Origin of the sequence: Actinocatenispora thailandica (genome assembly GCF_016865425.1) — a bacterium.
GTDB lineage: Bacteria > Actinomycetota > Actinomycetes > Mycobacteriales > Micromonosporaceae > Actinocatenispora > Actinocatenispora thailandica.
Window position 1 is genome coordinate 1118556 of the sequence record NZ_AP023355.1, and the last position, 23583, is coordinate 1142138.

Genomic DNA, 23583 nt, shown 5'->3' on the forward strand with positions numbered 1-23583 from the left:
AAGCGGGTGGTCTCGGACGGAAAAGATGCGTTCGGCCGATATCGATGGTGCGGACAGCGGATGTGCGGCGGCGACCGAATCGTGCCCGCCCGCGGGCACTCGCGGGTGCCGGCCGATCGGGACCGGCCTCGCCGACGCGCGCGGTCGTCGCGGGCAGCTGGTCCGCGCCCCGGGTGCCTGGTGGGACCGGGTTCAGCCGGTGAGGCGTTCCAGGATGGTGGCGTTGGCCTGGCCGCCGGCCTCGCAGATGACCTGCAGGCCGTAGCGGGCGCCGCGCTGGTGCAGCGCGTGTACCAGGGTGCTGGTGATGCGGGCGCCGGTCGCGCCGAGCGGGTGGCCGAGCGCGATGGCGCCGCCGTTGACGTTGACCCGGTTCGGATCGGCGCCGGTGCGCCGGGCCCAGGCCAGTACCACCGACGCGAACGCCTCGTTGACCTCGAACAGGTCGATGTCGTCGAGGCGCAGCCCGGCGCGGTGCAGCACCTTCTCGGTGGCGGGCACGATCGCGGTCAGCATGTACAGCGGGTCGTCGGCGGCGACGGCGGCGCTGTGCACCCGGGCGAGCGGGCGCAGCCCGTACCGGCGGGCGGCGTCGGGCGAGGCGACCAGCACGGCGGCGCTGCCGTCGCTGATCTGGCTGGTGTTGCCGGCGGTGACCTGCCAGCGCAGTTGCGGGAAGCGGGCCGCCATCGCCGCGTCGTGGTACGCCGGGCGCAGTGCCGCGAGCGCCGCGAGGCTGGTGTCCAGGCGTACCCCCTCGTCCCGGTCGAGGCCGGCGATGGGTGCGAGTTCCGCGTCGAACGCGCCGTCCTTCGCCGCGGCGGCGGCCTTCTGGTGCGAGGCGAGGCTGAACTCGTCCATCTCGGTCCGGCCGATGTCCCACCGGGCGGCGATCAGCTCGGCCGAGATGCCTTGGGGCACCAGCCCTTCCGGGTACCGTTCGGCCAGTGTCGGCCCGAACGGGTTGCTGCCTGGCAGGACCGCGGAACCCATCGGCACCCGGCCCATCGACTCGACCCCCGCGGCGATCGCCACCTGGTAGGCGCCGGCCTGGACGCCCTGCGCGGCGAAGTGCAGCGCCTGCAGGCTGCTGCCGCACTGCCGGTCGACGGTGGTGGCGGGCACGGATTCCGGGAAGCCGGCGGCGAGCACCGCGCTGCGGGTGAGGTTGAGCGCCTGGTCGCCGGCCTGGGTGACGGTGCCGCCGATGACGTCGTCGAGCACGGCCGGATCGAGCTCGGTGCGGTCGGCGAGGGCCCGCAGGCTGTGCGCGAGCAGGTCGACCGGGTGGACGTCGTGCAGCGCGCCGGTGGGCCGGCCGCGGCCGATCGGGCTGCGTACCGCGTCGACGATCAGTGCCTCGGGCATGTGGACTCCCGGGTGAGTTTGAATTCCCAACTGACTGGGACGGTAGCCGGAGTCGGTTTGATATGCAAACCTTGACCGCGATGGGTACCGACACCAACCAGCACGCCGCTCGTCCCGCGCCCGGCACCGGGAGCGCGGCGCCCGCGCGGCGCCCGGCGACCGAGATGCCCGGCCGACCCTGCTCGATCGCTGCCGCGCTGCAGGTGGTGGGGGAGCGCTGGGCGCTGCTCGCGATCCGTGAGATCAACCTGGGCAACCGCCGGTTCGGCCAGCTCGCCCGCAACACCGGCGCCCCGCGCGACGTGCTCACCGCCCGGTTGCGCGCGCTGGAGGCCGCCGGGGTGCTGACCCGCCGCGCGTACCAGGAACATCCACCCCGCTTCGAGTACCGGCTGACCGACGCCGGCCGCGATCTCGTACCGGTGCTCAACGCGCTGCGGATCTGGGGCGACCACTGGCTCGTCGAGGAGCCGCCGATGGTGGTCGAACACGACTGCGGGCATCCGCTGCACGTCGTCGCCCGCTGCGCGCACTGCGGCGAGGACCTCGACCCGCACGACCCGTCCCGCTACCGGCTGCGCTCCCAGGCGCCCGGATGGACCCCCGCCGGCCCCACCGGATAGCGGCTCGGCCGGCGGTGCCGGCGGGAACACAGCGCCACGCGCACCGAGCACGGGTCCGGCGCCGACCGGGCCGGGCTCAGCGCAGCACGGCGGCCAGTTCGGGGATGGCGTTGCGGTAGGCGGCGAGCAACCGCCGGGCGGTACCGACCGAGTCCACCAGCGGGTGCAGCGCGAGCGCCAGGACCGCGGTGCTGGCACTGCCGGACACCGCGGCGTCGACGGTGGCGCGCTCGACCGCCTTGACCGCGGCGACCAGACCGAGCTGGTGGGTGCTCAGCGGTGCGACGGCGAGCGGTCGGGCGCCCGCGGAGTCCACCGCGCAGGACACCTCGACGACCGCGTCGGCGGGCAGCGTCGGCAGCGTCGATCCGTTGCGTACGTTGAGGATCAGCGTCGTCGGTGCGCCGTGGCGCAGCGCGGCGAGCAGCGCCAGCGCGACCGCCTCGTAGCCGCCCTCGTCCACATCGGACTGATCGCGGTCGGCGTCCCGCGCCTCGGCGAGGTAGGTCGCGTCGCGCTCGGCCCGGGTACGTTCCCACAGCGCCAACGCCTGCCCGGGTTCGGCCGCCGCGGCGCGGTAGAACGCCTGCTGCTGCCTGGCCACGAACTCGCCGCGGGTGTCCCCGTCGGCCATCGCGGTGATCGCCTCGGCGGTGAAGTAGTAGTAGTAGAGGTACTCGTTGGGCAGCGCACCGATCGCCCGGATCCAGTCCGCGCCGAACAGCCGGCCCTCCTCGAAGCCGGCCAGCGCCGCGTCGTCGGCGAGCAGTTCCGGCAGCAGGTCGCGGCCCTGCTGCCGGACGGCGCGCAGCCAGCCCAGGTGGTTCAACCCGACGTAGTCGTACGCGACCCGGTCCGGGGCGACCGACAGTGCCCGGGCGGCGCGCCGGCACAGCCCGGCCGGCGAGTCGCACACCCCGATCACCCGGTCGCCGAGGATGCGCTGCATCGCCTCGGTGACCATGCCGGCCGGGTTGGTGAAGTTGACCACCCAGGCCCGCGGGCACAGCTCGACGATCAGTTCGGCGACCCGGATCGCCACCGGCACGGTGCGCAGCCCGTACGCGATGCCGCCGGGTCCGGTCGTCTCCTGCCCGAGCAGGCCGGCGTCCAGCGCGATCCGCTCGTCCGCGGCGCGGCCGGCGAGGCCGCCGACCCGCATCGCGCAGAACACCACGTCGGCGCCGGTGAGGGCGTCGGTGAGCTCGGCACTGATCCGTACCCGGGGGCGTCCGGGACGCCGTCGGCGAGCTGGCGCAGCACCTGGCCGATCGCGGAAAGCCGCGGCTCGTCCACGTCGTACAGGACGACCTCGGTGATGCGCGGCTCGGTGCGGTCGGCGAGCAGTGCGCGGTAGACCAGCGGTACCCGGAAGCCGCCGCCGCCCAGGATCGTCAACCGCACCGAGCACACCCCCGTGTCTGGACGCCGTGCCGACCTGGGGGCCCGGTATGCAGGTCGGCGAGGACTCGCACCAGACCCTAGCGTGGCCGGGATTGCGACACCCGCTCCGTCGCCAGGCGTGTCCGGGTGGGTACGGCGCGGTCGGCGGACCGGATGCGGCTACTTACGGTGAGTCGCAGCGGGCTCAACCGATTGGTTTTGCACCATTTACTCGCTAATCTGCGGGTCATGCGTCAGCGCCTCGCGATCGTCACCGACTCCACCGCGTCGCTGCCCGGCGACGTCGCCGCGCGGTTCGGTATCCGGGTGGTGCCGCTCCAGGTCAAGATCGGCGACCAGGTCACGAACGAGGACCGGCTCGACCGGGCGGGGCTGCTCGCGGCGCTGCGCGGTGACGTCCCGGTGGCCACCGCCGAGCCGTCGTCGTCGGCGTTCTTCTGGGCCTACCAGGAGGCGGCGGAGGCCGGCGCCGAGGCGATCATCTCGATCCACATCTCCGCCCGGCTGTCCCGGACCTGCGCGGCGGCGCAGTCGGCGGCGGACCGGTCCAGCGTGCCGGTACGGGTGGTCGACTCGCAGACGACCGGCATGAGTCTCGGCTTCGCGGCGCTGGCCGCCGCCCGGGCCGCCGCCGCCGGCCACGCGCCCGGCGACGTGCTCGCGCTCGCCGCCGGGCAGCGCGCGCACATCAACCAGCTGGTCTACGTCGACACCCTGGACTACCTGCGGCGCGGCGGCCGGATCGGCCCGGCGGCGGCGTTTCTCGGTACCGCGCTGTCGATCAAGCCGCTGCTCGGCGTCGACGGCGGGCAGATCGTCCCGGTGACCCGGGCACGCGGCACCCGGCGGGCGCTGTCCCAGCTGGTCGAGCTGGTCGGCCGCGGGAACGGCGGCCGGCGGGTGCAGGCGGCGATCGAGCACATCGACGCGCCGGACCGCGCTGCCGAGACCGCGCGGCTGCTCGCCCGGCGGTACCCGGCGATTCCGGAACCGATCGTGACACCGTCCTCGGCGACGCTCGCCGTCCACCTCGGCCCCGGCGCCGTCGGCCTCGCGCTCTCCCCGAGCTGACCCGCGCGCTGCCCGCGTCGGCCCGCGCTCGGCGGCCCGCGTCGGCCCGCGCTCGGCGGCCCGCGTCGGCCCGCGCGCTGCCCGCGTCGGCCCGCGCGCTGCCCGCGTCGGCCCGCGCCGGCGCCGAGGTCGGACCCGTTTCCGCGATGAGCCCGAATGTCAACATGACCTGTTGTCGTGTTGTGATCACTATTTGAATTTCTGCGGTGTTCACCATCTGAATCGATCTTTGTAGCCTTGTGAGGTGTTTGACCGCGACTGGTTCACCTGGCACGAGCTCTACGACACCCCGGCTCCAAGCTCGCCCGCCGCCTCGCGGCGGTACGCGAGCAGATCGCCGCGGCGCTCGACGACGCACCGCCGGGTCCGCTCCGGGCGATCAGCCTCTGCGCCGGGCAGGGCCGCGACCTGATCGGCGCCCTGGCCGGCCATCCGCGCGCCGCCGACGTCCAGGCCGTGCTGGTCGAGCTGGACGAGCGCAACGTGCTCGCGGCCCGCGCCGCCGCCGAACGCGCCGGCCTGCCCGGCGTGCAGGCGATCGCCGGCGACGCCGCCGACGCCACCCACTACCTTCCGGCGGTACCGGCCGATCTGGTGCTGCTCTGCGGGATCCTCGGCAACCTGACGCTGCCCGGCGTCGCCCGGCTCGTCGAGCACTGCACCCAGCTGTGCAACACCGGCGGGTCGGTGGTCTGGACCCGGCACCGGGAGCAGCCGGATCCGGTGCCGTGGATCTGCGACCGGTTCGACGAGTCCGGCTTCGAGCGTGCGTACCTGTCGGACCCGGCCGCCGACCACGGTGTCGGCCGGCACCGCTTCCTCAAGGATCCGCAGCCGCTGCCGCCCGGTACCAGCCTGTTCACCTTCGTCGGGCACGACCGGCTGATCAACGGCGCCGCACCCTGGTGGACGTGACCGGCGGTCGACCGCACCCCGCCCGGACTCGCCGGGCGGCGGCGCGGACCCGATCCGTGCACAGCCAGGCGTCCGGTGGACCGTAGAGTCGGCCGCATGCGGATCCTGATCTCGGCCGACATGGAGGGCGCCACCGGCACCGTGCTGCCGGACGACGTCATCGCCGGCACCGCCCGGTACCACCAGGCGTTGCGGTTGCTGGTCGGGGACGTGAACGCGGCGGTGGCCGGGTTCGCCGCGGCGGGCGCGGACCAGATCGTGGTCAACGACTCGCACTGCGGCATGGCGAACCTGCCGCTGGCCGAGCTGGATCCGCGGGCCGAGCTGGTCGTCGGCCGGCACAAGCCGCTGGGCATGATGGAACTGATCGACAGCGGCGTGGACGCGGTCGCGATGATCGGCTACCACATGGGCGCCGGCCGGCCGGGCGTGCTCGCACACACCTGCCTGTCGCACACCATCCTGGACGTCCGGGTGGACGGCCGGCAGGTCGACGAGGGTGGCTTCAACGCCCTGGTCGCCGCCGAGGCAGGCGTACCGGTCGTGCTGGTCACCGGCGACGACGTGCTGTGCGCCGCGGCGAGCGACTGGGCTCCACGGGCCCGTACGGTCGCGGTCAAGCGGGCGCTGTCCCGGCACAGCGCGGTCTGCCGGCCGCCGGCCGCGACCGCCGCGGACATCGCCACCGCGGCGCAGCAGGCCGCGGCACTCGCCGGCGCCGGCCCGGGGGCGCCGGCACCGCACACCGTCGAGGTCGACGTCGACTACCCGTACCTGGCGGTGCGGGCCGGGTCCGTCCCCGGCGTCCGGGTGGTCGCCGAGCGCACCGTCGAGTTCGACGCGCCGGACGCTGCCACCGCGTTGCGTACCTTCGGGATCGTGGTCGGCGTGCTGTCGTCCGGCCGGGAACCGGACTGGACGTGACCTGGTGTTCCTCGTCGTAGGAGGTTGGGCATGACGGTGTCGCCACCGGTGGTCGGGATCCTCGGCGGGATGGGGCCGGCCGCCACGGTCGACTTCTACCGCAAGCTGGTCGCGGCCACCCCGGCCGCCACGGACCAGGAACACCTGCCGGTGGTGATCTGGTCGGACCCGCGGGTGCCCGACCGTACCGCGGCGCTGGTCGGCGACGGGGAGGACCCGACGCCGGTGCTGCGCGCGGGCGTGGCCGGGCTGGCGGCGGCGGGGGTGCGGCTGCTCGCGGTCGCCTGCAACACCGCGCACGCGTTCGTCCCGCCGCTGGCCGCCGAGGCCGGCCTGGAACTGGTCAGCATCATCGACGTGACCGCGCGGCACCTGGCCGCGACGCTGCCGGCTGGCGCGACCGTCGGGCTGCTCGCCACCGAGGGGACCGTGGCGAGCAGGCTCTACCACGACGCGTGCGTCGCGGTCGGGTTGACCGTGCTGGCGCCGGAACCGGCCGAGCAGGCCCGGGTGACCGCGGCGATCACCGCGGTCAAGGCGGGGACCGCGGACGCGACGGGTGCGGCCGCCCTCGTCGAGGTGCTGGCCGGGCTGCGCGCCGCGGGCGCCGAGGCCGCGATCGCCGGCTGTACCGAGATCGTGCTCGCGCTGGCCGCTGGCGGCGCGACCGATCCGGCGCTGCCGGTCGTCGACCCGGCGGACCTGCTCACGCACGAGGTGGTCCGCCGCGCCCGCGAACCGCGCCCCGACCCGGCCGACGTCGTCTCCTGACCACTCCGGTGGCCGCCGGCCCGGGGTCGAGGCCCCCGCTGGCGGCCGGCGCCCCGTCCGCTGCTGGCGGCCGGCGCCGCGTCCGCCACTGCCGGCCGTGCCGCCTCGCGGTCGCCGCTACCGGCCGGTGCCGCGGGGCCGGGCCGGTCGGCGGACAGGCCGGCGAGGATCAGGTCGCACACCGCGTCGAGTCGTTCCTCGGTACCCGGATCGGACCAGGACGCGGCGTGGCTCGGGTGGTGGAACGCCAGCGTCGCGGTGAAGATCGCCCGTGCCGTGGCGGTCGGCTCGACCGGCCGGAAGCTGCCGTCGCGCACGCCGGCCCGGACGATCGCGGCGATGTCGTCGACCAGGCCGTCCAGGGTGGCGGTCAGCGCCTCCTGCCACTCGGCGGCCAGCCGCCGGTACGCCGCGAACAGCTCCGGGTCGTCCAGCACCTTGCGCCGCTTCACCGCGAGCAACGTGTGCAGCCAGGTACGCAACCGGTCCGGTGCCGCCTGGGTCGAATCGCGCAGTGCGGTGACCGGGGCATGCACCCGGGTGAGCCACCGCCGGGCCACCGCGGCCCGCAGTTCGGCCTTGCTCCGGAAGTGCCGGTACACGCTGGCGTGGCTGACCCCGAGTGCCCGTGCCACGTCGACCACCGTCGCCTTGTCCGGCCCATACCGGCGGAGCACGTCCTCGGCGGCGGTGAGGATCTGTTCCCGGGTCAGCGGTCCGCCCACGGTCAGATCAGTGTCGGGGTACGGCCGGTCGGGTACCGCTCGCCGGCGGCGGCGTCCGCCGGGACCGCGGCGTCGATCTCGGCCAGCGTGTCGGCGTCCAGGTCGAGTGCGGCCGCGCCGGTGGCCTCGGCGATCCGGTCCACCCGCCGCGCCCCGACCAGCGGTACGACGTCGTCGCCGCGTGCGGCGACCCAGGCCGTCGCCAGCTGCGGCACGGTGCGGCCGAGTCGCGCCGCGATCGTGCGCAGCGCCTCGACCAGGGCCAGGTTGTGCGCCAGGTTGTCGCCCTGGAACCGGCTGGTGTGCGCGCGCATGTCGTTCGCCGGCAGCGACTGGTCGGCACGCCAGCGGCCGGACAGCAGCCCGCGGGACAGCACACCGTACGCGGTGATGCCGATGCCCAGCTCGCGGCAGGTGGGCAGGATCTGCTCCTCGATGCCGCGGAACAGCAGCGAGTACTCGATCTGCAGGTCGGCGATCGGGTGCACGGCGGCGGCGCGGCGCAGTGTCGCCGGCCCGACCTCGGAGAGCCCGATGTGCCGCACGTACCCGGCGTCGACCAGCTCGGCGATCGCGCCGATGGTGTCCTCGATCGGTACCGCCGGGTCGAGCCGCGCCGGCCGGTAGATGTCGATGTGGTCGGTGCCGAGCCGCTGCAGCGAGTACGCCAGCGAGGCCTTGACGGCGGCGGGCCGCCCGTCGAAGCCCAGCCAGGCGCCGTCCGGGCCGCGCTGGGCGCCGAACTTCACGCTGAGCGTCGCGGCGTCCCGGCGGCCGCCGCGCAGCGCCTCGCGCAGCAGGAGTTCGTTGTGCCCCATGCCGTAGAAGTCGCCGGTGTCCAGCAGCGTGATGCCGGCGTCGAGCGCGGCGTGCACGGTGCGGACGCTCTCGGCGTCGTCGGCCGGCCCGTAGGCGCCGGACATGCCCATGCAGCCGAGGCCGATCGCCGAGACCGACGGCCCGTGTGTACCGAGTCGACGAAGTCGCATCGATGTCCTCCTGGTGATGTGTTGGCCGAGTGCCATCCTGCCCCGGATGCTGACAGATTCCAAATTCTGTCATCTGTTCGTCGCGCGGGGCCCCGCACCGGCGTGCGTTTCCTGCTAGCCGTGTGCAAGAAAGGCAAAGTCAGGGTAAATATCATCGTTTCCAAGCCGATGTCGATGCTTTGGTGATCCGGTCGTTACCGGTCGCTGACGTGCCGCTTCTAGCGTTCCTGACAAGCCCGATTGGGGCGGGTGGATGGTGCCTGTCCTGCAAGGGGGAGCCTCGACGAGGTGGTGTGATGCGAACAGGCAAGGTTGTGGCCGTCGGCGCGGTGGCCGTCGCGCTGATCGGCATGTCCACGGCATGCAGCAAGAACACCGGCAAGGGTGGCGACAACGGCGGGCCGAGCGCGAAGGTGGCGTCCGGTTCGATCAGCACGAACCCCGCGGACTCGAAGGGGCCGGCGGCGGCGATCAAGGGCGCCAAGCGGGGCGGCACCCTCATCTCCTACCACGAGCGTGACTACGAGCACCTCGACCCGCAGCGGATCTACATCTCCGACGCGCAGGCGCTCGACCAGCTGGTCACCCGCACCCTGACGACGTTCAAGTTCGACCAGAAGACCGGCAAGTCCATCCTGGTCGGCGACCTCGCCACCAACACCGGTGTCGACGTCGACCACGACGGCAAGACCTGGAAGTACACCCTGAAGTCGGGCCTGAAGTACCAGGACGGCACGCCGGTCACCGCGGCCGACGTGGCCTACGGCGTGGCCCGGTCGTTCTCGCCGAACCTCGCCGACGGGCCGCACTACATCCAGCAGTGGTTGGCCGGCCCGGGCACCTACAACGGCAAGTACAAGGGGCCGTACAACGGTGGCGCGGCGACGCCGCCGGGCGTGACGGTGAAGGGCAACACGATCACCTTCCACCTCAAGTCGTCGCAGCCGGAGTTCCCGTACGCGGCGTCCTGGGGTACGACCTCGCCGCTGCCGAAGTCGCAGGACTCGAACCCGCAGAAGATCGACACGCACCCGTTCTCCTGCGGGCCGTACCAGATCGAGAGCTACAACCGTGGCACCGAGCTGAAGCTGGCGCGCAACAAGTACTGGGATCCGAAGAGCGACCCGGTGCGGCACGACTACTTCGACACGCTGGACGTGAAGATCGGTGTCAGCCCGACCGACCAGACCAACCGGGTGCTGGCCGATCACGGCAACGACCAGTACGCGGTGGTCGACCAGCCCGGGGTCAGCCCGGAGCTGACCAGCAAGGTGCTGGCCGATCCGTCGGCGAAGGGCCGCACGCTCAACGACTTCCTGCCGTACGCCGAGCGCATCGACATCAACACCCAGCGGGTCACCGACGTCAACGTGCGCAAGGCGCTCAACTACGCGATCAACCGCAACGCGTGGGTGCAGGTGTCGGGCGGGACGTCGCAGGCGGCGCCGGCCACCACGCTGATGTCGCCGACCGTCGCCGGCTGGAACAAGTACGACGCCTACCCGGGCGCGGGCACGCCGGACGGCATCGCCAAGGCGAAGAAGTTGCTGGCCGGCAAGCAGCCGAAGCTCGTCTACGCGTTCGCGAACACCGAGGCCGGGCAGAAGTTCGCCACCACGGTGCAGACCGCGCTGCAGAAGGCCGGCTTCAAGATCGTGCTGCGGCCGGAGGACAAGGACAACTTCTTCACCGCGATCGACCGCAAGAACAACGGCTGGGACATGTACGCGACCAACTGGGGAGCGGACTGGCCGAGCGGCTCGACCGTCATCCCGCCGCTGTTCGACGGCCGCACCATCGTGGCGCAGGGCAACCAGGACACCTCGTACCTGAACGCGCCCGACGTGAACAAGCGGATCGACAAGATCAAGCAGGAGCCGGCCAACCAGGCCACGAAGGACTGGGGCAAGCTCGACGAGTACATCATGAAGAAGTACGCGCCGAGTATTCCGGTGGACTACCTCAAGCAGCTGAGCCTCACCGGGAGCAAGGTGCACGACGTGAAGATCGAGAACCCGCCGGGTGCGATCAGCTACGTCGACGCCTGGGTCGGCTGACCTCCGGGTGAACGTTCGATGGCCGGTCCCGGTTACGGGGCCGGCCATCGGTGTGTCGGCGGCTCGCCGCGTTGCGGGTTCCGGTCAGTCCGCCGGCCGGACCAGCCGGTCGTCCGGAATCACCGCGACGCCGAGGATCTCGATCATCGCCTCCGGCTGCCACAGCGCGGTGGTGCCGAGGCCGGCCATCGCCGGGTAGACCGGGCCGGCGAGTTCCCGCCACACCGCGCCGATCTCCCGGCCGTGCGCCTGGTAGTCGGGGATGTCGGTCAGGTGGATCGTGACGCTGACCAGGTCCGCCGGCACGCCGCCGGCCGCGGCAAGAGTCGTCAGCACGTTGCCGAACGCCTGCCGGAACTGCTCGACGATCCCGCCCGGGACGATCTTCATGTCGGCGTCCAGCGCGGTCTGCCCGCCCAGGTACAGCGTGTTGCCGCTCAGCGTCCCGTGCGAGTAGCCGCGGGGTGCCGGCAGGCTGGCCGGGTTCACCGGTACCGGCCGCAGCGGGTTCGTCATCGGTTCTCCTTGCCTGGTCCGGGGTGGCAAAGGGCTGTCGTCGCCGCCCCGTGGTAGCCACGCTAACTGTCTATTGACATGTTCACAACGAACGTGCCGATAATGAAATACGCGGACCGCGCCCGTGGAACCACCTCACCGGCGGAAGGACCAGGCATGCACCCGAACTCCGACGACCACGAGATCGGTGACAACTCGAGGTACCGCAACGACGCGGGGCTGGTCGTCCCGTTCGTCACGCGCGCCGGGCACGAACCGGACTCCGGCCTCACCGGCCAGTCCGAGGGCGCGACCAGGGTTTCCGGGGTCAGCATCCAGCACACGCCGGCCACCCGGATCTGGTTCGGCAAGGTGCACAACCTGGCCGGCTACCGGTCCACCCCGCACCACCACGGCGCCGCCGAGACCGGCGGCTACGTGCTGTCCGGCCGGGCCCGCATCTACTTCGGCGACAAGTTCCAGGACTACCTCGACATGTCCGAGGGCGACTGGGTGTTCGTACCGCCGTACCTGCCGCACGTCGAGTGCAACCTGGACCGCAACAACCCGCTCACCTGGATGACCACCCGCACCCCGGAGAACATCGTGGTCAACCTGCCGCAGGTGCGCGACGACGAACTGCGCGACTGGACGGACCGCCCGTGACCGACGACGCGCGTCCGGCGCGGCCCCCCGTGACCGAGGACGCCACCTCCGCGATCTTCACCCGGGCCGTCACCCTCACCGAGGTGGCGCCGGAGCACTTCGACCGGGCGTACACCGCGGTCACCCAGCCGTGCCCGTGGCCCAAGGCGTACGGCGGGGACCTGGTCGCGCAGGCCGTCGTCGCCGCGATCCGCACCGTCGAGGGCAAGCACCTGCACTCGACCCACTCGTACTTCATGCGCCCCGCCGAGATCGGCGCGGAAGTCCGCTACGAGGTCGAGATCCTGCGAGACGGACGCGGCTATGCCACCCGGCAGGTTCGCGGCTACCAGGGCGGCAAGCCGATCTTCGTCTGCCTCGCGAGCTTCGCCGCGGGTGGCCCCGGCGGCCGGATCCAGTCGGACCCGCCGGCGAACGTCGCCGGCCCGGACAGCCTGCCGACCTCGGCCGAGTACCTCGCCGGCAGGGCCGGCGGCACGATGACCGACCGTTCGCGCGACTACTGGCAGCACGGGCGCGGCTTCGACATGCGCCACGTCCCCGGCCCGGTCTACCTCACCGTCGACGGGGCACGGGTCCCGCACCAGGCCGTGTGGGTCCGGCCGTTCGACGGGCTTCGCGGGGTGCCGGGGCTCGACGACGCACAGCGTGACACCGCCGCGCTCAGCTACGTCTGCGACTACACGATCCTGGAGCCGACGCTGCGCGCGTTGGGTCTCGCCTGGGCCCGCGAGGGCCTGGTCACGGCGAGCCTGGACCACTCGATGTGGTTCCACCGCACCGCGCCGCTCGACGGCTGGCTGCTCTACGCCCAGGAGGCGCTCTCCGCCAGCGACGGCCGCGGCCTCAACCTCGGGCGCTTCTTCACCCCGGACGGCACCCACCTGGCGACGGTCGTCCAGGAGGGCATGATCCGCACCCCGACGGGAGCGACGACATGACGGACCTCGCACCTTCCGGGTACCCGGCAGATTTCGCGCCCTCCGGGTACGCGGACACCTTCGCCCGCGACCACCTGCCGCCGCGGGACCAGTGGCCGACCCTGGAGTTCACCACCGAGCTCCTGCAGTACCCGCCGCGGCTGAACGCGGCGGTCGAGCTGCTCGACGCGACGATCGACCGGTACGGGGCCGACCGGCCCGCGCTGCGGACCCCCACCGGCGTGGTCTGGACGTACGGCGAGCTGGCGCGGCGCACCAACCAGCTCGCCGGGTACCTCACCGACGAGCTCGGCCTGGTCACCGGCAATCGGGTCATGCTGCACGCGCCGAACAACCCCTGGACGGTGGCGGCCTGGCTGGCGGTACTCAAGGCCGGCGGCATCGTCGTCACCACCATGCCGGCGTTGCGTGCCCGCGAACTCGCGCCGATCGTCGAGAAGACCGCCCCGACCATCGCCCTGGTCGATCACCGCGTCGCGGCCGCCGTACACGAGCTGCGCGACACGTCCGCGCCGAACCTCACGGTGCTGGTCTACGGCGGGGACACCGCGGACGACCTCACACGGCGCATCGCCGGCCGGCCGGCCGAGTTCACCGCGGTCGACACCGCCGCCGACGACGTCGCCCTCTTCGGGCCCACCTCCGGCAGCACCGGCGTCCCGAAGATCACCACGCACTTCCATCGCGACATCCTGTCCATCGACAACACGTTCGGCCGGATGACGCTCCGGCTGGAGCCGGACGACCTGGTCTCGTGCACCGCGCCGTTCGCCTTCACGTTCGGCCTCGGGATGCTCGTGGTCTTCACCCTCCGGGCCGGGGCGTGCGCGTTCCTCACCGAGACGGCGACACCGCCGCAGCTGGCGGAGCTGGTCGCCGCGCACGGGGTCACGGTGCTGGCGACCGCTCCCACCGCGTACAAGCAGATCCTGAAGTCCGGCCACGCGGACCGGTTGCGCGGGTTGCGCAGCGCGGTCAGCGCCGGCGAGCACATCGCGCTGGAGACCTGGCGCGAGGTGTACCAGCGGCTCGGCCTGAAGATCATCGACGGGATCGGTGCGACCGAGATGCTGCACATCTTCATCACCGCGGCGGGCGACGACATCCGGGAGGGCGCCACCGGCCGGCCGGTGCCCGGCTACCGGGCCGCGATCCTGGACCCGGACGGCAACGAGCTCGGCCCCGGCGTCGCCGGCCGGCTCGGCGTGATCGGCCCGGTGGGCTGCCGCTATCTGGCCGACGACCGGCAGCGCAACTACGTGGTGAACGGCTGGAACGTCACCGGTGACACCTTCACCCGGGACGAGGACGGCTACTTCTGGTACCAGGCGCGCACCGACAACATGATCGTGTCGTCCGGCTACAACATCGGCGGCCCGGAGGTCGAGGCGGTACTGGAGGAACACCCGGACGTGGTCGAGTGCGCGGTCGTGGCCAAGCCGGACGCCGAACGTGGTTCCGTCGTCTGCGCGTTCGTGGTGCTGCGCGCGGAGGCGACCGCCGGCGCCGCGAAGGCCGCCGAGTTGCAGGCCTTCGTGAAGGGCCACCTCGCGCCGTACAAGTACCCGCGGGACGTGCGGTTCGTCGACGCGCTGCCCCGCAACGCCAGCGGCAAGCTGCAGCACTTCCGGCTGCGGGAGATCGTCGGCCGGGAGGCCGCCGCGACGGAGCCGACGTCATGAGGATCGCGGTGGTCGGCGGCGGACCGGGCGGGCTGTACCTGGCGACGCTGCTGAAGGGTCTCGATCCCGGCCACGACATCACCGTGTGGGAGCGCAACGCCGCGGACGACACGTTCGGCTTCGGAGTGGTGTTCTCCGACGAGACGTTGGGCTCCATCGAGGGCGCCGACCCGGTCGTGCACGCCACCATGGAGCGGCGCTTCGCGCGGTGGACCGACATCGACGTCGGTTTCCACGGGCACGAGTTCACCGTCGGCGGGCAGGGTTTCGCCGCCATGTCGCGCAAGGAGCTGCTCGCGATCCTGCAGCGACGGGTCGCCGAGCTCGGGGTCACGGTGCACTACCGGACCGCTGCGCCGGACGTGGCCGAACTGCGACGCGACCATGACCTCGTGGTCGCTGCGGACGGGGTCAACTCGACCGTACGGGCCAGGTACGCGGACGTCTTCGGGCCGCGGCTGGACCGGCGCCGGAACAAGTACATCTGGCTCGGCACCGACCTGGTCTTCGAGGCGTTCCAGTTCTTCGTGAAGCAGACCGAGTGGGGCACCATGCAGATCCATGGTTACCCGTACTCGGATGCCGGTTCCACGTTCATCGTCGAGATGCACGAGGACGTGTGGCGCGCCGCCGGGTTCGACCGCACCGAGCACGAGAACCTCCCGCCGGGCGCCTCCGACGAGTACGCGGTCGCCCGGATCGGCGAGATCTTCGCCGAGGAGCTGCGCGGCCACCGCATCCTGACGAACAACTCCCGGTGGCTGAACTTCACCACGGTGCGGAACGACTCGTGGCATCACGGCAACCTCGTGCTGCTCGGCGACGCCGCGCACACGGCGCACTTCTCGATCGGCTCCGGTACCAAGCTGGCGATGGAGGACGCCCTCGCGCTCGCCGCCTGCCTGCACGAGCAACCGGGCATCGAACAGGCGCTGGCCGCGTACCAGCAGGAACGCAAGCCGGTCGTCGAGTCGATGCAGCGGGCCGCGCAGGCCTCCCTGGAGTGGTTCGAGAACATCGGAATGTACGCCGGACAGGAGCCGGCGCAGTTCGTCTTCAACCTGCTGACCCGGTCGCGCCGGATCACCTTCGAGAACCTGCGGGACCGCGATCACGAGTTCGCCGACCGGATGGCGGCGGAGTTCGCCCGGCAGCAGGGATCCGTCGAGGTGACGCCACCGATGTTCCAGCCGGTCTCGATCGGCGAGCTGCGGCTGCGCAACCGCGTCGTCGTCTCCTCGATGGACATGTACTCGGCGACCGACGGGCTGCCGAACGACTTCCACCTGGTCCAGCTGGGGTCCAAGGCGCTCGGCGGCGCCGGGCTGGTGATGACCGAGATGATCTGCACCTCGGCGGAGGGACGGATCACGCCCGGCTGTACCGGCCTGTGGACCGACGAGCAGCGCGACGCCTGGCGCCGCGTCACCGATTTCGTGCACCAGCGGTCGACGGCCCGGGTCGGTGCGCAGCTCGGGCACTCCGGCCGCAAGGGGTCGACCAAGCTGATGTGGGAAGGCCTGGACGAGCCGCTGGACACCGGCAACTGGGAGGTCGTCGGCCCGTCCGCGGTGCCGTACGGGGCGGGCTGCCACCTGCCGCGCGAGGCCACCCGGGCCGACCTCGACCGGATCAGGGCGGAGTTCACCGCCGCCGCTCGCCGCGCGGTCGGCGCCGGGTTCGATCTGATCGAGGTGCACGCGGCGCACGGCTACCTGCTCAGCGAGTTCCTGTCCCCGGTGGCCAACCGGCGCACCGACGAGTACGGCGGGCCGCTGGCGCACCGGCTGCGCTACCCGCTGGAGGTGTTCGACGCGGTCCGCGCCGTGGTGCCGGCCAGCATCCCGGTGACCGTGCGCATCTCGGCCACCGACTGGCTGCCGGACGGCAACACCGACGACGACGCGGTCGCGATCGCGGCTGCCTTCATCGAGCACGGGGCAGCCGCGATCGACGTCTCGTCCGGCCAGGTCGGCAAGGACGAACGGCCGGCGTTCGGGCGCTCGTACCAGACGCCCTTCGCCGACAAGATCCGGCACCGGGCGGCGGCCGGCACCGGCGCCAAGGTCATCGCGGTCGGCGCGATCTCCAGCTACGACGACGTCAACTCGATCCTGCTCGCGGGCCGGGCCGACCTGTGCGCGCTGGGGCGGACACATCTCTACGACCCGAACTGGACCCTGCACGCCGCCGCCGAGCAGGGGTACGCCGGCGCCGCCGCGCCGTGGCCCGAGCAGTGGGCGGCCGGCAGCCGCCGCCCGCCGGCCGCCCGGACCGACAAGGTGCCGCCCCGGCTGCGGCTGCTGCGCGAGGGCGGCGGGAACGAGGACGTGCATCTGCGATGGCGACCACGGACGGCACAATCGGTGTCGTGACGAGCCGCAGCGACCCGCCGACGACCACCTCCCGGACGCGGGTGTCCCGCACCCTGCTGGTCAGTTTCCTCGGCGCGGTGGTGCGGCGGATGGGCGACTGGATGCCGATCGCGGGAGTGGTCGAGCTGATGCGCCAGGCCGGGCAGGACGCGCCGGGTGTCCGTACCGCGGTCTTTCGGCTGAAGCAGCGCGGCTGGCTGGAGTCGCAGAGCCGGGACGGGGTGCGCGGCTACGCGCTCACCGAGCGGGCGAGCGCCGTGCTCGCGGAGGGGGACGAGGTGATCTGGCACTCCCGGCGGCCGGCGGAGCTGTCCGACGGCTGGTGCATCGTGCACCTCAGCGTTCCCGAGGCGGAGCGCCGCAAGCGCGACCAGCTCCGAACGCACCTGGCGCACCTGGGGTTCGGCAACGTCGGTACCGCGATGTGGCTGGCACCGGCGCGGATGCGGGCCGCGGCGGAGGGGGCCATCGGTGAGCTGGGGATGGACGAGCACGCCGCGCTCTTCGTCGGGGCGTACGCCGGCAGCCGCAGCCTGACCTCGCTGCTCTACGAGAGCTGGGACCTCGCCGGCATCGACCACAGTTACCGCGAGTTCATCAGGGAGCACGAACCGCTGGTCGCGGCGGGGGAGGCGGGAGCCGCCGTCGACCCGCGGACCGCCTTCGTGCGCTACCTGCGGGTGGTCGACGCGTGGCGGCAGCTCCCGTTCCGCGACCCAGGGCTGCCCCGCGAGCTGCTCGCCGAGGACTGGAGCGCTCCGGCCGCCGTGGAGTGCTTCGAGCGGCTCGTCGAGTTGCTGGCCGGTCCCGCGCTGGCCCATGCGGCTCGCTACTGGCCGTGACCGCACCCGGCCGGCCGGCACCCGATCAGTCCACATCGGACGGTGGCCGGGCCGGCCGGGGTGCCCGGCGCGCCGGCTGCGGCCCCGTCCGGAGCGAGCGGGTACCCGCACCGGCGCGCGCGGCGTCACTCAGTGCGCGATGTTGCGGATCGGGTCCCGGCGGGACAGGATCGCCGAGGTCAGGGCCTCGACCGCGTCGCTGGCCGAGTGCGGGTTGGTCAGCAGCACCAGGTCGGTCTCGCCCAGCTCCGGCAGGCCCACGTCGGCCGGCACCTCGACCAGGTCGGTCGGCACCAGGCTGCGGGCGAAGATCGCCACCCCGAGCCCGGCCCGCGCCGCGGCGAGCACCCCGCTGACCCCGCGCACCGTGCACGAGATCCGGTACGGGATGCCGGCGTGTTCCAGCGCCTGCACGCCACGCGACCGGCTGATGCTCGGTGCGTGGTAGACGATCAGCGGCACCGGCCGGGTCAGGTCGAGCCGGGCGTCCTCGACGGCGACCCAGACCAGGGGGTCCCGGCGCACCAGGCGGCCGTGGCCCTCGCCCGGCGGGTACTTGACGAACGCGGCGTCGAGGTGGCCGGACTCGACCCGGCGTTGCAGCGTCAGGCTCTGCGAGATCGTGAGCTCCAGCACGATCTGCGGGTACAGCCGGCGAAACTCGCGGAGGATCTTGGGCACCGGGGTCAGGGCCAGGTCGTCGGTCACCCCGAACCGCAGCCGGCCGGACAGCTCGGAGCCGGTGAAGTGCCCCACAGCCGCCTCGTTCGCGGCGATGATCGTGCGGGCGAACCGGGCCATCGCCTCACCGTCCGCGGTCAGCGCGACGGTGCGGGTGTCGCGCACCAGCAGGGGCCGGCCGACCTCGCCCTCCAGCTTGCGGATGTGTTGCGAGACAGTCGGTTGCCGGATGCCCAGGGTCGCCGCGGCGCGGGTGAAGCTGAGCGATTCGCTGACTGCGAGGAAGCTCCTGAGGTGCTCCGGGTTGTACACAGCGTCTACCACCTTATTGCGAGACGCTATAACACTAATAGGAGCAATTGGATTTGGCTATGAGCACGCGGGTGGCAAGGATGGAGGGCACACCCACCCGCTTTCGAGCCTCGGGACGATTGTGAGCATCGCGCGCACGGCCACCGACGACCACTTACCCGGCGCGGCGCCGAGACGGCACCGCACCTTCGAATCCCTCCGTACCTTCAACTTCCGCGTCTTCGCCGGCGCGCAGGTGGTGTCCAACACCGGCAGCTGGGTGCAGCGCATCGCCCAGGACTGGTTGGTGTTGAGCATCACCGGTTCGGCCACCGCGGTGGGCGTCACCACCGCCTTGCAGGCCGCGCCGACCGTCCTGTTCGGCATCGCCGGTGGCGCGCTCGCCGACCGGTTCGCCAAGCGCACCATCCTGCTCGCCACCCAGGCGGGCATGGGCCTGACCGCCGCCGTACTCGCGGCGCTGACGCTCACCGGGCACGTCGCCGCGTGGCACGTGTACCTGATCGCGTTCGTGCTCGGGCTGATCACCGCGGTGGACAACCCGACCCGGCAGGCGTTCGTGAACGAACTCGTGCCCGCCCGCCAGCTGCGCAACGCGATCAGCCTCAACTCGACCGTGTTCCAGCTCGGCGCGCTGGTCGGCCCGGCCGTGTCCGGCGTACTGATCGGTGCGGTCGGCCCCGGCTGGTCGTTCCTGGCCAATTCGTGCTCGTTCGCCGCGCCGATCGCCGGCCTGCTCGTGATGCGCCGGCACGAGATGGTGCGCCTGCTCCGCCCGGCGACCGCGTCCCCGGTCCGCACGGTCGAGGTGCTGCGGCTGGTTCGTGGCCGGCCGCAGATGCTGTGGACCGTGGTGCTCGTCGGCACGTTCACGTTCTTCACCAGCAACCTCGCGGTGACGCTCAGCGTGTACGCGAAGTCGGTGTTCGTCTCCGGCGCCGGCGGGTACGGGCTGCTCAGCTCGGTGGTGGCGATCGGTTCGGTGGCCGGCGCGCTGGTGTCGGCCCGCCGCACCGGTGGTGGGGTGCGCAGCCTGCTCGCCACCGGTACGGTCGTCGCCGCGCTGGCGATGCTCGCCGCCCTGACGCCGGCGCAGTGGGCGTTCGGGGTGGTGCTGGCCGGCCTCGGTGCGGCGACGCTGCTGCTCGTGACCGCCGCGAACTCGACCTACCAGCTGTCGGTCGAGCCGCACCTGCGCGGTCGCGCGATGGGCGTGTACCTGCTGGTGTTCACCGGTTCGGCCGCGCTCGGCGGGCCGGTGATCGGCGCGATCGACCAGCATCTCGGTCCGCAGGTCGGCCTGTTCCTGGCCGGTGCGGTACCGCTGGTCGCGATCGCGGCGATCGCCACCCGCTTCGTGGACGCCACCGCGATGCGCGCCCGGCTGCGCCGGCTGCACCCGTGAGCCGGTGGCCGGGCACTGCCCGGCCACCGGCGCCACCCGGGTACGGCATCGGGTCGGGCGCGATAACGGACGGTATCGGTGTCTTCAGGCCCTGATAATGTGACACAACGGATTGGTCCGTTGACATCGATGTAACGAACGCGAAAGATGTCCGGCGTCCAGGCCGGACATCTTTCGCGTCCCGGGTCACCCTGCAGCCCGGCCGAGTTGGCAATCGTCGGGAGGACCGATGCACCGACCCACACGTCCCAGACTCGCCCTGGCCGCAGCGTTCAGCCTGGTCGCGGCGGCGCTGCCGGTCGCCGCGGCGACCGGCAACGCGCAGGCCGCGGCGAACCCCGACTGCCCCTGGGTCGGCTCACCCGCGCCGATCGGCACCCGGGTGCAGCAGGTCGTGGCCAGGATGTCGCTGGACGACGAGATCGCGATGGTGCACGGCACCGGTGGCTCCGCGTACACCGGGTACGTCCCGGGGAACGCGGCGCTGTGCATCCCGGCGCTGAAGCTGCAGGACGGCCCGACCGGGGTACGGATGGCCGACACCACCCAGCTGCCGTCCGCGACCACCCTCGCCGCCACCTTCGACCAGCACGCGGCCCGGCGGTACGGGTCGGTGATCGGTGCGGAGGACCGGACCAAGGGCGTCGACGTCGACCTCGGCCCCACCGTCAACATCGTCCGCGACCCGCGCTGGGGCCGCTCGTTCGAGTCGTACAGCGAGGACCCGTACCTGACCGGCCAGATCGGCGCCGGCGACATCGAGGGCATCCAGTCGCAGGGCGTGATGGCGCAGGTCAAGCACTGGGCGGTGTACAACCAGGAGACCAACCGCAACTCGGCCAACGACGACGTGCAGATCGACGACCGGTCGGTGCACGAGATCTACGCCGCCGCGTTCGGCACCATCGTCGACGAGGCGAAACCGTCCTCCGCGATGTGCTCCTACTCGATGGTCAACGGCTCGTTCGCCTGCGAGAACGCCTACCTCGACCAGATCCTCAAGCAGGACTTCGGCTTCGACGGGTTCATCACCTCCGACTGGGGTGGTACGCACTCCACCGTCGGCTCCGCGAACGCGGGGATGGACATGCAGATGCCGGGCGGCAGCTACTTCGGCGCCGCGCTCGAGCAGGCGGTGGCCGCCGGGCAGGTGGCGCGCTCCCGGGTGGACGACATGGTGCGCCGGATCCTGCGGCAGGAGTTCCGGTTCGGGCTGTTCGACCACCCGTCGGCCGACACCCCGACCGCACCGGCGTCCACCGACCAGCACGTCGCGACCGCCCGGCGCATCAGCGAGGACGGCACCGTCCTGCTCAAGAACGACGGCGTGCTCCCGCTGGACGACAGGAAACTCGGCTCGATCGCGGTGATCGGGGACGGCGCCGGCCCGGACACCATGACCGCCGGCGGCGGCAGCGCCCGGGTCGCCGGTACCGGCACGGTCACCCCGTACCAGGGCATCAAGGCGCGGGCCGGCTCCGGCATCGACGTCCGGTACGCGCAGGGCAACCTCGGCAGCTCCGGCAAGCTGCCCACCGTGGACAGCCGGTACCTGACCCCGGCCGACGGCAGCGGGCACGGGCTGACCGGCGCGTACTACGACAACACGACGATGTCCGGTGACCCGGTGGCAACCCGTACCGACCCGCAGGTGTCGTTCACCTTCGGCGATGCGAACCGGCCCGCCGGGGTGCCGGCGAACGACTTCTCCACGAAGTGGACCGGCACTCTGACCCCGCCACAGACCGGCAGCTACACGTTCGGGCTGACCTCCGACGACGGCAGCCGGCTGCTGATCGACGGAAAGCAGGTCATCGACAACTGGCGCGACCAGGCGGAGCACACCGAGACCGCGCAGGTGACGCTGACCGCCGGCAAGCCGGTCTCGATCGAGGTCGACTACTACCAGGCGGCCGGCGACGCGGTGGTCGACCTCGGCTGGACGCTGCCCGACTCCGACCCGCTGGCGCAGGCGGTCCAGGTGGCCAAGGACTCCGACGTCGCGGTCGTGTACGCCAACGACTACGAGTCGGAGGGCTCCGACCTGAAGGACATCGACCTGCCCGGCACCCAGAACGCGATGATCGACGCGATCGCGGACGCCAACCCGAACACGATCGTGGTGCTCAACACCGGCTCCGCGGTCACCATGCCGTGGCTGTCCAAGGTGAAGGGCGTGTTCGAGGCCTGGTACCCGGGGCAGGACGCCGGCAACGCGATCGCCGCGCTGCTGTTCGGCGACACCGACCCGTCCGGCAAGCTGCCCGTGACGTTTCCGACCTCGCTGTCCCAGGTACCGGCGGCCACCGCGGCGCAGTGGCCCGGCGTCGGCGGCAAGGTGTCCTATTCGGAGGGGTTGCGGGTCGGCTACCGCTGGTACGACTCGCAGGACCGGACGCCGGCGTTCCCGTTCGGCTACGGGCTGTCGTACACCAGCTTCCGGATGTCGGGGCTGCACCTGTCCGGGCACACGCTGAACGCGCACGACCACGTCACCGCCACCGTGTCGGTGACCAACACCGGACACCGGTCCGGATCCCAGGTGGTGCAGCTCTACCTTGCCGATCCGAAGGCGGCCGGTGAACCGTCGGCGCAGCTGAAGGGGTTCGCGAAGGTGTCGCTGCGGCCCGGCCGGACCAAGCGGGTCAGCCTGCGGCTGACCGCGGCCGACGCCTCGGTGTGGTCGTCGGACGCGCACGCCTGGCGGCTGACACCCGGCACCTACACCGTCCACATCGGAGACTCGGCCACCCACCTCCCGCTGTCCGCCACCTTCACGGTCCGCCCCTGACCCCCATCCCGCCGCCCCGTTCCCGCCCGCCCGGGTCGATCATGGCGTTGTCCGGTCTGGAGAGCGCCACGCTTGCCAGCGAGACAACGCCATGATCAACCGCGTGGGCCGTGGGTCGGGGGTTGGTGTTCGGGGGTGGGATCGGGGAGGCTGCTGTCATGGTTTCGGTGTTGCAGAACGTGGCGATCGACTGTGCGGACGCCTACCGGCTGGCGTCCTTCTGGAGCGAGGTGACCGGCCGCCCGCTCGGTCCGGACGACCGGCCCGGTGACCACGAGATCCAGGTCGTGCTGGCGGACGGCCCGGCGCTCTATTTCAACCAGGTGCCGGAGGCCAAGACGGTGAAGAACCGGCTGCACCTGTGCCTGCGCCCGGACACCACCCGGGACCAGGAGGTCGCGCGGCTGCTCGACCTCGGCGCCAGCCTGGTCGCCGACCGCCGCCACCCCGACGGTACGGGCTGGGCCGTGCTGGCCGATCCCGAGGGCAACGAGTTCTGCGTGTTGCGCAGCGTGGCTGATCGCGCCGCCACGACCTCCTGATCCG

The 23583-nt window shown here is 72.2% G+C and carries 19 protein-coding genes and 1 pseudogene; 14 read left to right on the top strand and 6 right to left on the bottom strand.

From position 1 onward, the window contains the following. Positions 1 to 192: 192 nt before the first annotated feature. On the bottom strand, positions 193 to 1368 hold the full coding sequence (locus Athai_RS04960; protein WP_203960376.1) for an acetyl-CoA C-acyltransferase: 1176 nt from the start codon (positions 1366 to 1368) through the stop codon (positions 193 to 195). An 80-nt stretch (positions 1369 to 1448) separates the two neighbouring features. On the opposite strand from Athai_RS04960, the gene Athai_RS04965 reads away from it, so the two are divergent. Further along, positions 1449 to 1991, top strand: a complete 543-nt coding sequence (locus Athai_RS04965; RefSeq protein ID WP_239156728.1) for a winged helix-turn-helix transcriptional regulator — start codon at positions 1449 to 1451, stop codon at positions 1989 to 1991. Positions 1992 to 2067: 76 nt separating this feature from the next. Here Athai_RS04965 and Athai_RS04970 read toward each other — a convergent pair whose 3' ends face one another. Beyond that, a complete protein-coding gene (locus Athai_RS04970; RefSeq protein WP_239156729.1) occupies positions 2068 to 3153 on the bottom strand; it encodes a family 4 glycosyl hydrolase in 1086 nt (361 codons plus the stop codon). Positions 3154 to 3623: 470 nt separating this feature from the next. Here Athai_RS04970 and Athai_RS04975 point away from each other — a divergent pair, with 470 nt between their 5' ends. The 4 genes from Athai_RS04975 (at position 3624) to cuyB (ending at position 7076) form a co-directional block, all read left to right on the top strand. After that, positions 3624 to 4466, top strand: coding sequence for a DegV family protein (locus Athai_RS04975; RefSeq protein WP_203960377.1), 843 nt, complete (start codon positions 3624 to 3626; stop codon positions 4464 to 4466). Between the two features lie 456 nt (positions 4467 to 4922). Then, positions 4923 to 5381 (top strand): hypothetical protein, encoded by a 459-nt coding sequence (locus Athai_RS04980; RefSeq protein ID WP_239156730.1) that lies wholly within the window; start codon positions 4923 to 4925, stop codon positions 5379 to 5381. A 96-nt stretch (positions 5382 to 5477) separates the two neighbouring features. Beyond that, entirely contained in the window at positions 5478 to 6305 is an 828-nt protein-coding gene (locus tag Athai_RS04985) for a M55 family metallopeptidase (protein WP_203960378.1), read from the top strand. A gap of 30 nt (positions 6306 to 6335) precedes the next feature. Beyond that, a complete protein-coding gene (cuyB, locus tag Athai_RS04990; protein ID WP_203960379.1) occupies positions 6336 to 7076 on the top strand; it encodes a cysteate racemase in 741 nt (246 codons plus the stop codon). Between the two features lie 188 nt (positions 7077 to 7264). Here the strand turns inward: cuyB and Athai_RS04995 are convergent. Then, positions 7265 to 7801, bottom strand: a pseudogene (locus Athai_RS04995) (TetR/AcrR family transcriptional regulator); the annotation flags it as partial. Positions 7802 to 7803: 2 nt separating this feature from the next. Next, the gene (locus Athai_RS05000; protein WP_203960380.1) at positions 7804 to 8790 is read right to left on the bottom strand and encodes an aldo/keto reductase; all 987 of its coding nucleotides are present in this window, start codon (positions 8788 to 8790) and stop codon (positions 7804 to 7806) included. Positions 8791 to 9086: 296 nt separating this feature from the next. On the opposite strand from Athai_RS05000, the gene Athai_RS05005 reads away from it, so the two are divergent. Further along, positions 9087 to 10847 (top strand): ABC transporter substrate-binding protein, encoded by a 1761-nt coding sequence (locus tag Athai_RS05005; protein ID WP_203960381.1) that lies wholly within the window; start codon positions 9087 to 9089, stop codon positions 10845 to 10847. A gap of 84 nt (positions 10848 to 10931) precedes the next feature. Here Athai_RS05005 and Athai_RS05010 read toward each other — a convergent pair whose 3' ends face one another. Next, positions 10932 to 11363, bottom strand: coding sequence for a RidA family protein (locus Athai_RS05010; protein WP_239156731.1), 432 nt, complete (start codon positions 11361 to 11363; stop codon positions 10932 to 10934). A gap of 156 nt (positions 11364 to 11519) precedes the next feature. Here Athai_RS05010 and Athai_RS05015 point away from each other — a divergent pair, with 156 nt between their 5' ends. From Athai_RS05015 to Athai_RS05035, 5 genes are read left to right on the top strand one after another with little or no spacing between them, the layout of a single operon-like run. Then, positions 11520 to 12008 carry a cupin domain-containing protein gene (locus Athai_RS05015; protein WP_203960382.1) on the top strand — a complete coding sequence of 163 codons (489 nt, stop codon included), beginning with the start codon at positions 11520 to 11522 and terminating at the stop codon, positions 12006 to 12008. Next, complete coding sequence (locus Athai_RS05020) at positions 12005 to 12949, top strand: acyl-CoA thioesterase (RefSeq protein WP_239156732.1); 945 nt, start codon at positions 12005 to 12007, stop codon at positions 12947 to 12949. The genes Athai_RS05015 and Athai_RS05020 overlap by 4 nt, the downstream gene beginning before the upstream one ends. Beyond that, the gene (locus Athai_RS05025; protein WP_203960383.1) at positions 12946 to 14631 is read left to right on the top strand and encodes an AMP-binding protein; all 1686 of its coding nucleotides are present in this window, start codon (positions 12946 to 12948) and stop codon (positions 14629 to 14631) included. The genes Athai_RS05020 and Athai_RS05025 overlap by 4 nt, the downstream gene beginning before the upstream one ends. After that, entirely contained in the window at positions 14628 to 17006 is a 2379-nt protein-coding gene (locus tag Athai_RS05030; RefSeq protein ID WP_203960384.1) for a bifunctional salicylyl-CoA 5-hydroxylase/oxidoreductase, read from the top strand. Before Athai_RS05025 ends, Athai_RS05030 begins: the two co-directional genes overlap by 4 nt. Next, the gene (locus tag Athai_RS05035) at positions 17003 to 17848 is read left to right on the top strand and encodes a PaaX family transcriptional regulator (protein ID WP_203960385.1); all 846 of its coding nucleotides are present in this window, start codon (positions 17003 to 17005) and stop codon (positions 17846 to 17848) included. The genes Athai_RS05030 and Athai_RS05035 overlap by 4 nt, the downstream gene beginning before the upstream one ends. A gap of 129 nt (positions 17849 to 17977) precedes the next feature. On the opposite strand, the gene Athai_RS05040 is transcribed toward Athai_RS05035, so the two are convergent. Beyond that, positions 17978 to 18841 (bottom strand): LysR substrate-binding domain-containing protein, encoded by an 864-nt coding sequence (locus Athai_RS05040; RefSeq protein WP_203960386.1) that lies wholly within the window; start codon positions 18839 to 18841, stop codon positions 17978 to 17980. Positions 18842 to 18962: 121 nt separating this feature from the next. Between Athai_RS05040 and Athai_RS05045 the strand changes: the two genes are divergently transcribed. From Athai_RS05045 to Athai_RS05055, 3 genes are all read left to right on the top strand, one after another. Then, positions 18963 to 20246 carry an MFS transporter gene (locus Athai_RS05045; protein WP_203960387.1) on the top strand — a complete coding sequence of 428 codons (1284 nt, stop codon included), beginning with the start codon at positions 18963 to 18965 and terminating at the stop codon, positions 20244 to 20246. 229 nt (positions 20247 to 20475) lie between these two features. Continuing rightward, the gene (locus Athai_RS05050) at positions 20476 to 23037 is read left to right on the top strand and encodes a glycoside hydrolase family 3 C-terminal domain-containing protein (protein ID WP_203960388.1); all 2562 of its coding nucleotides are present in this window, start codon (positions 20476 to 20478) and stop codon (positions 23035 to 23037) included. 158 nt (positions 23038 to 23195) lie between these two features. Next, complete coding sequence (locus tag Athai_RS05055) at positions 23196 to 23579, top strand: VOC family protein (protein WP_203960389.1); 384 nt, start codon at positions 23196 to 23198, stop codon at positions 23577 to 23579. Positions 23580 to 23583: the final 4 nt, after the last annotated feature.

Bases quoted from the DNA above. Each gene is read 5' to 3' on its own strand.
- Athai_RS04960 (WP_203960376.1), bottom strand. From the start codon at position 1,368: ATGCCCGAGGCACTGATCGTCGACGCGGTACGCAGCCCGATCGGCCGC.
- Athai_RS04965 (WP_239156728.1), top strand. From the start codon at position 1,449: ATGGGTACCGACACCAACCAGCACGCCGCTCGTCCCGCGCCCGGCACC.
- Athai_RS04970 (WP_239156729.1), bottom strand. From the start codon at position 3,153: ATGCGGGTCGGCGGCCTCGCCGGCCGCGCCGCGGACGAGCGGATCGCG.
- Athai_RS04975 (WP_203960377.1), top strand. From the start codon at position 3,624: ATGCGTCAGCGCCTCGCGATCGTCACCGACTCCACCGCGTCGCTGCCC.
- Athai_RS04985 (WP_203960378.1), top strand. From the start codon at position 5,478: ATGCGGATCCTGATCTCGGCCGACATGGAGGGCGCCACCGGCACCGTG.
- cuyB (WP_203960379.1), top strand. From the start codon at position 6,336: ATGACGGTGTCGCCACCGGTGGTCGGGATCCTCGGCGGGATGGGGCCG.
- Athai_RS05000 (WP_203960380.1), bottom strand. From the start codon at position 8,790: ATGCGACTTCGTCGACTCGGTACACACGGGCCGTCGGTCTCGGCGATC.
- Athai_RS05005 (WP_203960381.1), top strand. From the start codon at position 9,087: ATGCGAACAGGCAAGGTTGTGGCCGTCGGCGCGGTGGCCGTCGCGCTG.
- Athai_RS05010 (WP_239156731.1), bottom strand. From the start codon at position 11,363: ATGACGAACCCGCTGCGGCCGGTACCGGTGAACCCGGCCAGCCTGCCG.
- Athai_RS05015 (WP_203960382.1), top strand. From the start codon at position 11,520: ATGCACCCGAACTCCGACGACCACGAGATCGGTGACAACTCGAGGTAC.
- Athai_RS05025 (WP_203960383.1), top strand. From the start codon at position 12,946: ATGACGGACCTCGCACCTTCCGGGTACCCGGCAGATTTCGCGCCCTCC.
- Athai_RS05030 (WP_203960384.1), top strand. From the start codon at position 14,628: ATGAGGATCGCGGTGGTCGGCGGCGGACCGGGCGGGCTGTACCTGGCG.
- Athai_RS05050 (WP_203960388.1), top strand. From the start codon at position 20,476: ATGCACCGACCCACACGTCCCAGACTCGCCCTGGCCGCAGCGTTCAGC.
- Athai_RS05055 (WP_203960389.1), top strand. From the start codon at position 23,196: ATGGTTTCGGTGTTGCAGAACGTGGCGATCGACTGTGCGGACGCCTAC.